Annotated in this window: 7 protein-coding genes; all 7 read left to right on the forward strand. The window is 38.8% G+C overall.

Features of this window, described 5'->3' with window-relative positions; translation table 11 throughout:
* Positions 1–12: 12 nt before the first annotated feature.
* The 7 genes from HS960_RS22745 (at position 13) to HS960_RS22775 (ending at position 13,320) form a co-directional block, all read left to right on the forward strand.
* On the forward strand, positions 13–672 hold the full coding sequence (locus tag HS960_RS22745; protein WP_153844291.1) for an HAD family hydrolase: 660 nt from the start codon (positions 13–15) through the stop codon (positions 670–672).
* An 87-nt stretch (positions 673–759) separates the two neighbouring features.
* Positions 760–1,248 carry a gluconate 2-dehydrogenase subunit 3 family protein gene (locus HS960_RS22750; protein WP_153844290.1) on the forward strand — a complete coding sequence of 163 codons (489 nt, stop codon included), beginning with the start codon at positions 760–762 and terminating at the stop codon, positions 1,246–1,248.
* Between the two features lie 7 nt (positions 1,249–1,255).
* Positions 1,256–2,971: a GMC oxidoreductase gene (locus HS960_RS22755; RefSeq protein ID WP_088163121.1), complete on the forward strand. Its 1,716-nt coding sequence runs from the start codon at positions 1,256–1,258 to the stop codon at positions 2,969–2,971.
* A 424-nt stretch (positions 2,972–3,395) separates the two neighbouring features.
* Positions 3,396–6,542: a SusC/RagA family TonB-linked outer membrane protein gene (locus tag HS960_RS22760; protein ID WP_159727375.1), complete on the forward strand. Its 3,147-nt coding sequence runs from the start codon at positions 3,396–3,398 to the stop codon at positions 6,540–6,542.
* An 18-nt stretch (positions 6,543–6,560) separates the two neighbouring features.
* Complete coding sequence (locus HS960_RS22765) at positions 6,561–8,123, forward strand: RagB/SusD family nutrient uptake outer membrane protein (RefSeq protein ID WP_153844288.1); 1,563 nt, start codon at positions 6,561–6,563, stop codon at positions 8,121–8,123.
* A 482-nt stretch (positions 8,124–8,605) separates the two neighbouring features.
* Positions 8,606–11,662: a SusC/RagA family TonB-linked outer membrane protein gene (locus HS960_RS22770; RefSeq protein ID WP_227550055.1), complete on the forward strand. Its 3,057-nt coding sequence runs from the start codon at positions 8,606–8,608 to the stop codon at positions 11,660–11,662.
* Between the two features lie 11 nt (positions 11,663–11,673).
* Entirely contained in the window at positions 11,674–13,320 is a 1,647-nt protein-coding gene (locus HS960_RS22775) for a RagB/SusD family nutrient uptake outer membrane protein (protein ID WP_153844287.1), read from the forward strand.
* The last annotated feature ends 26 nt before the right edge of the window (positions 13,321–13,346 follow it).

Raw genomic sequence — 13,346 nt, forward strand, 5'->3', positions numbered from 1 at the left:
ATCTTTAACACTATGAATAAAATACAGGCGGTATTGTTCGATCTGGACGGTACGTTAATTGATTCGGAATATTTCTATTTCAAAAACTGGGCACCTATATTAAAACAGGAATTTAACCTTCAGATCAACTATGAAGATTGGATTCGCGATTTTGCTGGACATACTTTAGCACATAATGTCAAGCGTCTTACCGAGGACTATGGCTACGACGTGACGGAAGAACATATGTGGAAGCGTACTCGTGCGGCTTATGCCGATTCTAATATGAGCGATATAGAATTGATGCCTGGAGCGCGAGAAATTTTAGCTTTTTTGAAAGCAGAAGATATCCGTATTGGGCTTGTGACCTCGAGTTATAGAAGCACAGTCGATACTGTTTTGGGAAAGCATGAGCTTTTGGATTATTTTGAGTTTTTTGTCACGCGTGAGTGTGTGGAGTTGCCAAAACCCAATCCGGAACCCTATCGTTTGGCATTAACAAATCTGGGTCTACCAGCTGACCGCTGTGTGGCTATCGAGGATACATCGACCGGAAGTACATCGGCGTTGGGAGCAGGGACGCAGTTGATTGCAGTTACGAAACAGGAGGTAGAACGTGCTAGACTAACAGCTGTTGATAACATTGTGGAAAACTTATCTGAGGCAAAAGACCTGTTGGCGCAATGGATTTGAGGGTTGTAAAATAATTTAATCGTTTTAGCATTTGTATTTTTATTCGGATATATGTAATATTACCGAATTGTAAAGGGAACTCTGATTATGAACCGTAGAACCGCAATAAAGCAATTTTTCATTATAGCTGGCGGACTGACAATTTTGTCGTCCTGTCTGAATGATGGAGGTGCATCAATTGTATTAAATAAGCTGAAGATTTCGGCGGAAGATGAGCAATTTTTGGGCGATCTGGCTAACATCCTGATTCCGAAATCGGATACACCGGGAGGAAAGGATCTGAACTTACATCTTTTCGTTATTAAAATGGTGGATGACTGTGAGTCGCCAGAAAATCAGGCTAAATTTGTCGCTGGTTTCAACAAATTGAGAAAACAGTTGAATTTAAAAAATAGCAAAGAGACTGAGACCACTTTGGCGGGGTTAAAAGACCAAACCGACGAGAGGGCTTTTTTTGAGACCTTCAAATCGCGTGCAATTCAGGGGTATATGAACTCAGAATACGTGATGAAGAATAAGGTGATATATAAACTTATTCCGGGTCCGTACAATGGTGCGGTAAAAGTTAAGGCATAAATAGCAGATGGCAAATCTAAATATTGACAGTGAAAAAAATAGAACCTACGATGCGATCGTGATCGGTTCGGGAATTAGTGGCGGTTGGTCCGCAAAAGAGTTGTGCGAGAAGGGCTTGAAAACATTGGTTTTGGAACGTGGACGTGATGTACAACATATCAAGGATTACCCAACCACCAATATGATGCCTTGGGAGTTTGAACATCGGAATGAAATGCCTTTCAAAGTAAAAGAAGAAAATCCGATTGTCAGCAAATGTTACGCATTCCATGAAGATGCGGCCCATTTTTTTGTAAAAGACAAGGAACACCCTTATATTCAAGAGAAACCTTTTGATTGGATCAGAGGCTATCAAGTTGGTGGCAAGTCGTTATTATGGGCGAGACAGACGCAACGTTGGTCTGACTTTGATTTCGAAGGTCCAGCGAGAGATGGTTTTGCCGTAGATTGGCCGATACGTTATGCTGATTTAGCACCTTGGTACGCTTATGTCGAAAAATTTGCCGGTATTGCCGGTAATCACGATGGACTTCCTGAATTGCCAGACGGCGAGTTTTTGCCAGGGTACCCATTAAATATTGTCGAGAAGTATTTTAAAGAAAGCGTCCAAAAGAAATTTCCGGAACGCAAAGTTATTTCAGCACGTTGTGCACACTTATCTAAACCAAATCAGATTCACATCGAACAAGGACGTGTACAGTGTCAGAATCGCGTACTTTGTCAGCGAGGATGTCCTTTTGGTGGATATTTCAGTTCCAATGCAACGACAATCCCTTGGGCCGCCAAGACCGGGAATATGACCTTACGCCCATTTTCGGTTGTTCATTCGATTCTCTATGATGAACAAAAAGGAAAAGCAGTCGGTGTACGTGTTATAGATACCAATACAAAAGAGGAAATTGATTTTTATGCCAAATTGATTTTTGTCAATGCGGCTGCAATCAATACCAATTTGATCTTATTGAATTCTAAATCGAACCGTTTTCCAAATGGTTTGGGTAATGATAGTGGTGTGCTCGGAAAATATGTTGCCTTTCACAACTATAGTGCACGCATTTATGCAGAGTATGAAGGGATGTTGGATTTTACGGCCGAAGGGCGGAATCCCGCAGGTGGAGGGTATATTCCACGTTTCAGAAACTTGCACAAACAGGAAACAGACTTTTTAAGGGGCTATGCCGCCGGTTTCGGAGCTTCACGTAGTAAAGAGTCAGATCGTTCAGGTTTAGGGCTAGATCTGAAGAACAATTTGTTGAATCCTAAATTAGGTGTTTGGCAGGTTGGATCTCACATGATGGGTGAAACAATACCAAAAGAATCAGGAATGGTTTCATTGGATAGCAGTAAGAAAGATGACTGGGGTATTCCTTTGTTAAAAATTGCTGTCGATTATGATGAGAATGATGAAAAAATGAAAAAAGATTACATTGCTGTCATGACGGAGATGTTTACGGATGCTGGCTTCACAAACATTCGCCCGGATACACACTGGCAGGCTCCAGGTTTAGATATCCATGAAATGGGCGGAGCACGTATGGGGCACGATCCGAAAACTTCGGTACTGAATAAATGGAATCAGATGCATGCTGTGAAAAACGTTTTTGTCACAGATGGTGCAAGTATGACCTCAACATCAACACAAAATCCTTCATTGACCTATATGGCATTTTCGGCACGATCTGTCGATTATGCGATCAGCGAGATGAAGAAAGGAAATATTTAGTTTATTGGGGAAAGGTTTTGAAAATAAATCTTTCCCCAGTAAAATTAAAGTGCTATCTTTCCAACTTAATAGCACGTTAAAACCAAGAAATAATAACCAAAAGGGAAAACAATAACGAATAAACAATTAAAGAACCAATAAGTAATAAAAAAGACAATTAAAGAACCAAAATAGGGAAACCAAAAAATTTTACAACAAAAGCAAAAGCGATTTAGCTTAATTTATTACAGATGCTATGCGGCAATAATCCCATAGACATTTTGAAACCTTATGTTTTCTGTTAAATGAAAGCAAGGGGAGTATCATATGCAATTTTAAGAAAGCAGATCGATTTTAAAACCATCAATTAAGGGAAACTAAATTAAACTAGACGTTCTAAGCATCTTTTTGCTAAAACGTTTTTATAAACCAAATCACTATTAATATGAGCAAAGTTGACGTAAAATCACTTGCGCAGCTTGGGAAAAAATCAAAGTTATTTTTCTCATTGGCTGTCATTGCTGGTACTTTCCAACAAGTCAATGCCGCAGTCGGAACTTCTGCCAATTACGATGGCAAATCCTTCGTAAAAGAAGTAAACCATGCGCAGCAACAAGTTAAAGGAAAAGTATTGGATGCTACTGGAAAACCAATTTCAGGAGTTAACATCGCCGTTAAAGGTACTTCAAAGGGCACACAATCTGATGCCTTGGGTAATTTTACATTGGATGCTAAATCGGGGGATGTATTGGTCGTCTCTTCCATTGGTTACAAAGCCAAAGAAGTTACTGTTTCCGGTGCAACTGTTTCTGTACAATTGGACGATGATCAAAGCCAATTGGACGAGGTTGTCGTTGTTGGTTACGGTACAATGCGTAAATCTGATGTGACAGGTTCTATCGCCATGGTCAAAGGGGCAGACATGATCAAAGATCAGAGTTTTAGCCCTTTAGATGCCTTGAGGGGAAAAGCTTCTGGGGTGAATATCTTTTCTAATTCCAGTCAACCTGGAGCATATGGAAATAGAGTCGTTATCCGTGGTGTGGCTACGATCAACTCGTCTTCCAATCCTCTTTACGTTGTCGACGGAGTCGTGATGGAAGATTTCAATTTGTTGAATCCGAATGATATCGAAAATATTGAGGTCTTAAAAGATGCTTCTTCTGCAGCTATTTATGGTGCACGTGGTGCAAATGGCGTTATCTTGGTAACAACAAAACGTGGAAATAAAGACGGATCTAGAACAATTAGTTATCAAGGATCAGCTGGAGTGAGCTCTGCTCAACGCTACATGGATGTGCTGAATGCACAGGAATGGGTGGATGCCTTTATGATCGGATTGGAGAATGAAAACAAATACCAAGGAAAATCTTGGTCTTTGGATAAAAAGACCTGGTTTAATGATGCAAACTATTTTGATGGAAATGGTAATCCACTGTATGATACGGATTGGCAGAAAGAGGCAACACGTACAGCTATCTCACATAATCATCAACTAAATGTACAACAAGGTGATGAAAAATCTTCTGTTGGTGCATTTTTGAATTATACCGACCAACAAGGGATCATGAATAATACCTGGAACAAGCGGATAAATGCAAAAATGGCTTATGATGCAAAACCTACATCCTGGTTATCTACAGCAATTAATTTAACCGTTAATCACACTTGGGGACGTTATACTCCAGAAGATGGTGGTGGACAGGAAGCTCGTCGTACCATGATTGAGATGATTCCTTGGTATCCAGTTTATGATAAGGACGGTCTCTATACGAATTCGTCGTCATCGACTGTAGCAGAACAATTGGGTTTTGAAGGTATGTCCAATCCCGTCGCCATTCTAGATTTGCAAAAACGAATGCGCTACAATACACAAATTTTTGGAAATGCGGCATTAACATTTCATCTAGCTGATGGTTTGGATTTGAAAACACAACTAGGGATTGACCACCATAGAAAAGATTATAAGGGATATTCTTCAAAGCTGTTAAATAATATTTCTAGGCCGAATGGCTGGGCAGAACGTACCCATACAAATACATTGTATTGGCAGGAAGAAACTTATCTAACCTATAATAAGCAATTCGATAAACATCGGATCAATGCAATGGCAGGTCTCTCTTGGCAAAAGAAAACGTATGATTACGATAAAATGAGATCAGAGGGATTTCCGGATGATTTTTACGAGTATAATAACATGGGATTGGGCATCACTCCTTCTGGACTCGAGTCTAATGTCAATGAATGGGCGATGAATTCATATTTCTTAAGAGCTGCTTACTCGTATGATAATCGCTATTCAGCAACGGTAACCAGCCGTTATGATGGTTCATCTAAATTTGGTAAGAACAATAAATATGCATTTTTCCCTTCACTAGGTTTGGCATGGAATGTGTCCAATGAGGAATTTTTACAAGGCAACGAAACAATCAGTAATTTGAAATTACATACAAGTTACGGTTTGACAGGTAACTCCGAAATCGACCCCTATAAGTCGTTGTCAATCGTCGACGCTGGAACAATCTTGCTGAATAATGCTAGGGCTCCATATTCATTTGTGAACACGATTTCGAACCCGGATTTAAAATGGGAAAAAACGGCCCAGTTTGATTTTGGGGTGGAACTGGGATTACTAAAAAATCGATTAAACTTTGATATTTCTTATTATCGTCGGAAAACGACAGATCTTTTGTTGGAAGCGCCTCTACCAAGGGCAACCGGCTTTAATTCGGTTTATAAGAATATAGGATCTGTTCAGAATCAAGGTTTAGACATGATGATTACAGGTACAATTGTGACCAATGAGAATTTTGAGTGGAAGGCATCGTTGAACGGAAACTATAACAAAAATAAAGTCTTGAAATTAGGCGAGAACAACGCTGATATCTTACAAAATGATTGGGTCGGCGGGGCCAATAGCATTATTCGTGTCGGTGAAAACCTAAATAGTTTCTATGGCTATAGAAGATTAGGCGTATATACACAGGCGGATGTTGACGCAGGAAATGCAGAAATAAAAGATATAGGACGTGCAAAACGTTCAAAAGAAAAGGAAATCATAGGAAAAGGACTACCTGATTGGACAGGTAGTTTTATTAACAACCTCCGTTACAAGAACTTCGATTTCACCCTAGATCTGCAATTTGTCAAAGGAGTGGATGTCATGCAACAATTTTTCCATTCTACTTATGATCGTTTTGGAATTACCAATGGTCTGAAGGAAATTTTGACAGATGCATACAATGGTTCCAATCCGAATACCATGCAGCAGGCCATCTATCTGACCAATGGTGGGCATGCGGGACAGGATACCAATGTGGATGATGCTTGGGTTGCGGACGGATCCTATCTTCGTGTAAACTTGATGCAATTGGGATATACATTCAAAGCTGATGCGTTGAAGCGAATAGGATTATCCAGGTTACGTGTTTATGCGAATGCAAATAATCCATTTTTGTTCACATCAAAAGATTTTAAAGGTTATGATCCAGAAAGTACCTCACAAGGGGAGAGTAAATTTGGACAAAATATGACCTTTTTCTCTTATCCTAGAGCGAAGACTTTCTCTTTAGGTGTTAATGTTACATTTTAATTCATAGAATTTAAAAAGATGAAGACTAAATTAATCATGTTGTTATTAGCCGGAATGGCATTGACAACATCCTGTAATAAATTTTTGGAAGAAAATCCGGGCTCAAACTTATCGTTAATAAGTTATTATCAGAATGAAGGACAGGCCGAAGCAACTGTAAATTCACTTTATCGTCGCGGGGCGCCAATACGTTATTCTTCTACCGGTTCTTACCTTGGATCTACAGCCTCGATCAATACTATTTTGACTGGATATTTTACAAATAGCTACGAAGGACAAGAACGTGTTAGTTTATTCGCCCGTGAATTGACGCGACAACAAAATACAAATATCATCTCGCCAACGATGAATACGATCTGGGATGAAGGTTTTAAAGCGATTAATATTGCCAATGCAGGTATAAAGTACATTCCAGAAATAAGTATGCCAAATGAGGCAAAGAAAAATACGTTGTTGGCAGAGGCAAAATTCTTTAGAGCTTATAACTACTTTTATCTTGTCAAAACATTCGGTGCACTCCCGTTGTATACGCTCCCTAACGAAAACTTGACTGATCCACTTTACATAGAGCGTACAGATGCTGCGAAAATATATGAGTTGATCGAGCAAGATTTAAAGAGTGCGGTTGAAGTATTGCCTGCAAAAAAATTCGCAGAGAATGGGCATCGCATTACTAAATATGCAGCAGCAATGCTCTTAGCTGATGTTTATTTGCAAGAGGGAAAATACGCAGATGCGGCAACAGCAGCTAAAATTGTGGTGAATTCTCCGCATAAGATGACTGAAAATATTGATCTTGAGCAGAGTAGTGCATATAACTTACTGCGTAAGACTGATGACTTAGATGAGGTTATATATGCACAGGAGTTTGATGAAACTATTAATAATAGTGGTGCGCGAACAGCGACTGCTTTTAGTTCTTCGGCAGTTTCTGTATTTACTACTTATTCGATATTTGAGCGTGTTTTTGGCCCTACTAAGCAGTTTTTGAATGTTTATGATAAAAAAGATTTGAGGATTAAACCAAATCAGTTCTACCATTGGTCATATACAAATCCGATTAACGGTAAAACATGGACATCTACAGATGCAGGAATATGGTATTATGTGGATGAACAGGCATTGCTGACAACAGGGAGGGGTACAAAAGACTGGAATTTTTACCGCTATCCTGAGGCATTATTGACTGCCGCTGAGAGTATTGCTAAATCAACGGGTGTAAGTGCGGAAGCAGCGGGTTATTTAGCGAAGGTCAAAGCTCGTGCTAATACAGAAGGAAAATCAGTTTCTGCTTATACGGCCGAATTGCAAACATTATCAGCAGAAAATTTTGTGAAAGAATGCTGGAAAGAGCGTCTCCGCGAGTTCCCATTGGAATTTAAAATGTGGGACGATATTGTTAGAACTAAAATGTTCCCTGTTATTTCTACAACAGAAGCTGGAAAAGTAGATTTTGTTCCATTGATTGGTGCAAAGAATGGCTCTGGAGCAACATTTAAAGAATCCGACTTATTATGGCCTATTTCTCCTGATGAGATACAGCGTAATAATAAACTGACTCAGAATCCAGGATACCAATAGACATAACTAATATAAGATAAAGGGTATTCAATCTACCCTTTATCTTATCAATGTATAAAAATAGGGCTTGTGAATATTCATGAGTTCTTTTTTATGGGATATAAGTTGCTTTTTAACTGAATTTCATAAAAACAATAATTCTAAATTATTTTTGATTTAAAATTAAAAATACCTATCTTAACGATCGAATCATACACTTGAACTAAATAATAAACCAAAGAAGGAAATCCAACGTATATTTCTAAAAAAGCTTCCATTTTTTTTACTTTCTTAGCAAAACCGATTTTGCTGATATAGGATGGCGATTTTGAATCACGTGCCGATACTCAATTAATATTTAATACTAAATGTTTCCGATATAATGATGTGTATTGAATAACACAATAATCACTGTTTTCGGCAACTATTATAAATAATAATAAATAAAAATGCCTTTGCCAATAAGCTAAATCGTTTTATATACTAATCACCATAATAAAAATATGAGCAAAATTGATTTAAAAACAGTTGTGCGATTAAAAGGAGAATCTAAGCTATTCTTATCTTTGATTTTTATCGCAGGAGCAATGCAGCATGCGCAGGCTACTGTCTCTTCTCAAAGGATGTTAAGCAACTCTTTTCTAACGGAATCGAAAAAGCCCCAACAACAAATTAAGGGAAAAGTCTTGAATGCTGATGGAAAGCCAATTTCAAGTGTAAACATCACTGTTAAAGGAACATCGAAGGGGACACAGTCAGATGTGTCAGGTAATTTTTCTTTGGATGCTAAACAGGGAGACGTGTTGGTTGTCTCTTCTATTGGTTACAAAGCGAAAGAAGTTACAGTTTCTGGCGATACCATTTCTGTTCAATTGGAAGAAGACCAAAGTCAGTTGGAAGAGGTTGTAGTTGTCGGTTATGGTACGCAAAAAATAAGGGAAGTTACTTCTTCAGTAGCCCATGTAAGTGCAGACCAATTTCGTCAAAGCGGCGCGAGAAACCCGTTGGATCTCATTCAAGGAAAGGTCGCGGGATTGCAGGTGTCTAGAAGTGGGTCAAATCCTAATTCAGGTGTAGCGACTCAATTGCGGGGCGCGATTTCTGTCACTGGTAGTGCCAGTCCATTGTTTGTTATTGATGGGATACCTGGAGGTAATCCGGATCTACTACAACAAGATGATATTGAGTCTATAGATGTGCTGAAAGATGGATCCGGAGCTGCGATTTATGGAACAAGCGCCAATGCCGGTGTCATTCTGATTACGACAAAAAGGGGAAAACCTGGTAAATCGGTATTCAACTATTCCAGTTATTTTCGCAAAGATTTTGTCTATAATAGACCTGATTTTTTAACTCCACAAGAGTTTAGGGATAAGATTGCATCTGGTGAGCTAAAACAAACTGATTTTGGCCATTCTACCGATTTTTTTGATGAATTGATTAATAAAGATAATTTTTCACAAAATCATAACCTTTCACTGTCTGGAGGTAATGAATCAACTACCTATCGTGGAAGTGTCAATTTCCGAAATTTGGAAGGTATTGCAAAGGAAAATTCAAGAAAGGAATATACAGTGAGAACGAGTATAAACCAGAAGGGCTTTAACGATCGTTTGAATTTTCTCCTCAATATCGCTACCAATACGAACAATGCGAACTTGTTAGGCGGTGGTGGCTGGGAAAGTGAAGCTACGAAAAATCCGACGCTCTCAAATTATAACGATGATGGATCTTTTCGTTATGACCGAACGAGTACAAATGAATTTGCTCGATTGTTTACTGAAACAAGTTATCGGAAACAACAGACATCTTCTTTAGACGGAAAAGCAGATTTAAATATAATTGAGGGATTAAAGGCCAGTGTTTTTGGGTCGGTACAACGTAATTCCTATACAGATGGTGCTTATAGAGCGCTCAATAGTGAAGCATCTTTAGAAGATCAAGACTATCCGGGTGGGGGATATGCTTCCAAATCCAATCTATTGAATGAAAAATATGCATTTGAACCGACACTTCAATATAACACTACCGTTGCCGAAAAACATGCAATCACAGCGTTAGCAGGATATAGTTATCGTTATGAGAAAGATGAGGGACAAAGTGCAGACAATAGGGGATTTATAAATAATAATTTCCATGAAGATAATTTGTCGGAAGGACAAGCGCTTCGGGATGGACGTGCTAATATGGACAGCTATAAGAATGACAATACTTTGATCGCCTTTTTTGGCCGGGTAAATTATACCTACGCGGATAAGTACATGGCTCAGTTTATTCTAAGGCGTGAAGGTTCGTCTAAATTTGGAGCAAATAACAAATGGGGGAGCTTTCCGGCAGTATCAGTGGGGTGGAACATCAGCAATGAAGATTTTATGAAAGATATCGGTTTTATAAATAATTTAAAATTACGTGCAGGTTATGGCGAAACGGGAAATACGGGCTTTGCTAATAATGCCTCTCGATTAACTTTGGGGGGAGGAGGAAAATATCTGTTCCCTGATGAGTCCTACCGAGAAACCTACGGACCCGACCGTAATCCGAATCCAAACTTGCGGTGGGAGACGAAGAAGGAAACAAATATCGGTGTTGATTTCACAATGTTGAGCAATAAGCTTTCAGGTTCAATTGATGTTTTTCAACGAAAAACTGTTGATCTTTTGGATACATATACTACCCCACAGCCTCCTTATATAAGAAATAATATATATTCCAATGTAGGTACACTTTCTTCAAAGGGTATTGAGCTAGCGCTTAGCTATCGTGCTATAGATCGTGAGAATTTTAAGTGGAACATGGATTTTACAGCTAGTACGCTAAAAAATGTTTTAGATAGTTATTCGAATGATATATTTAAAGTAAAATATAAAACATTTGGTGAAATCGGCGGAGCAGGAGCATTGGGCGATGCATTCACAACGTACGAAGGGCACAAGATCGGTGAATTTTTTGGTAAACGATTTGCCGGATTTGATGATGAAGGAAAATGGCTTTTTTATAACCGAAATGGCGAAGCTGTGCACAATGATGCAATTAATAATTCAAGAGATGATTTGAATTCTTCTGATTTAGCGGTAATAGGAAATGCAGTCCCCAAATATTATATTTCCTGGACGAATAATTTTTCCTATAAGAATTTTGATCTGAGAATTTTTATGCGGGGTAAATTCGATTATGATATCTTAAATACAACGGCACTTTCTTATGGCAATAAGGTCTGGTCAGAGAATCTTTTGAGAGATGCTTTCACCAAATATAAAGATATTAATGATACCTATATGTATTCTGATTACTATTTGGAAAGTGGTAGTCACTTAAAAATTGATGAAGTTACATTGGGATATCGATTTAAATTGAAAAGTAACACTTGGGTGAATAATGTGCGCATATATTTGACGGCTCAAAATCTGGCAACAATAACAGGGTATTCAGGGAATGATCCTGATTTTGTATTGGATACGGGGCTGGGTAATGAAGTAAATGGACAACGTTTAGGTATTGATAGTAGAGGACCTTATCCCAATACGAGATCGTTTTTGTTTGGTGTAAATTTTGGTTTTTAATAGATAGTATTATGAAAAATATTGTTAAGATTTTATTTTTAGCTTGCGTAATTAATGCATCAAGTTGTACAAATTTAGATGAAAACGCTTATGATATCATTGTAGCGGACGATTTTTATAAAAATAAGAATGAGGTTATATCAGCTGTATTGCGTCCATACACGCATGCAAATGCGTGGATATCACCATCAGGGCAGGATGGATGGTGGCGGCCAGCAGAATTATCCGCAGATCAATTAGCCTGGCCGACCAAAGGGCGGCATGGAGAAGATGGAGGCAAATGGAAAAGGCTGCATTATCATACTTGGACAGTAGATGAAGGTGGGTTAAACAACGCATGGGTATTGATGTATTGGGGAGTAGGTTTGTGTAATAGCCCCATTGATATTCTCGAAAAATCTGACGTGGCTCGCATGGGGATAACAGATGCTGAAAAGAATGAGTTTATTGCTGAACTAAAGCTTTTACGGGCATTACATTATCTAAAGCTAATGGATTTATTCGGCAATATTCCAATAACTACCAAAGCCCCGAGTTCAGCAGAGGAGCCCTTGCCTCTACCTTCTTCTACAAAAGAGGTTTTTGAATTTATTGAAAAGGAAATTTTAGATAACATTGGTTCAGCCCCTAAATTAACAAAAAGTATGCTGGGAAGAGTCTCTCAGGCTTCAGGCTATGCAATGCTCGTTGAACTATATTTGAATGCTGAAAGATGGTCTGGTCAACCGCGATGGGACGATTGTATTGCGGCTGCTGATAAATTGATATCGGGCGCTGGAGGAGGTTTGAATGGTGCCATGGCATTAGATCCAAATTTAACAGATTCCTATGTGCCGACCAATGACATGTCTAAGGAAACTATTTTTTCAATTGCCTACGATTATCAGACAGCAGACTTTGAACCTGGATTTCCAGGGGAATTTTATCATTTTGTACAAAGCGAGATCTATGGTGGGGGAAGAACTGGCAATAACGGTATTGTGTTAATTCCGGGTGTTTTCGATCAATATAACGAAAAAGATTTGCGAAAAAAAGAATGGTTTTTAAGCGGACCTATGGTTAAGTTTGTGGACGGTAAAATTGTGCAAGGTTCGGAGGAATACAAAGGAGAACAGCTTGTTTTTGTTGATTATATTCGAAGGGCTAAGACTGGAGGTACGTCTTCTACAATGAGCGATGGAGAAGAGAATAGTGGTATCAGATTTAATAAATATAAGCTTGGTAACTCTGTAGAGGGTACTGTCAACGGTGTTAAAATACCTGCGAATGCAAATTACAACAATACGGATTGGAACGTCTATCGTCTAAGCTGGATTTATTTTGCGAAAGCCGAAGCATTGATGCGAAAAAATGGAGGACGCCCTTCACAAGAAGCTGTCGATTTGATTAATAGTTGTAAAAAGAGAGCCTTTTCTGATACAGACTGGAGTGAAGCAAAGTATACCACCAGCACACTGACACTTGACGAGCTCTTGGCAGAGCGAGGACGTGAATTTATTTTTGAAGGATTTAGAAGGGAGGATTTAATCCGCTTCGGCAAATTTCATACAGCAACTTGGTGGGATCATAAACCTTCTTCTGACAGCAAAACAGTGTATCCAATACCTCAGCAACAGATATCGATGAATCCCAATTTAAAACAAAACCCTGGTTATTAATGTTCAGGAATAGTAGATGCCGACAG

It is taken from the genome of Sphingobacterium paramultivorum (assembly GCF_014109745.1).
Classification (GTDB): domain Bacteria; phylum Bacteroidota; class Bacteroidia; order Sphingobacteriales; family Sphingobacteriaceae; genus Sphingobacterium; species Sphingobacterium paramultivorum.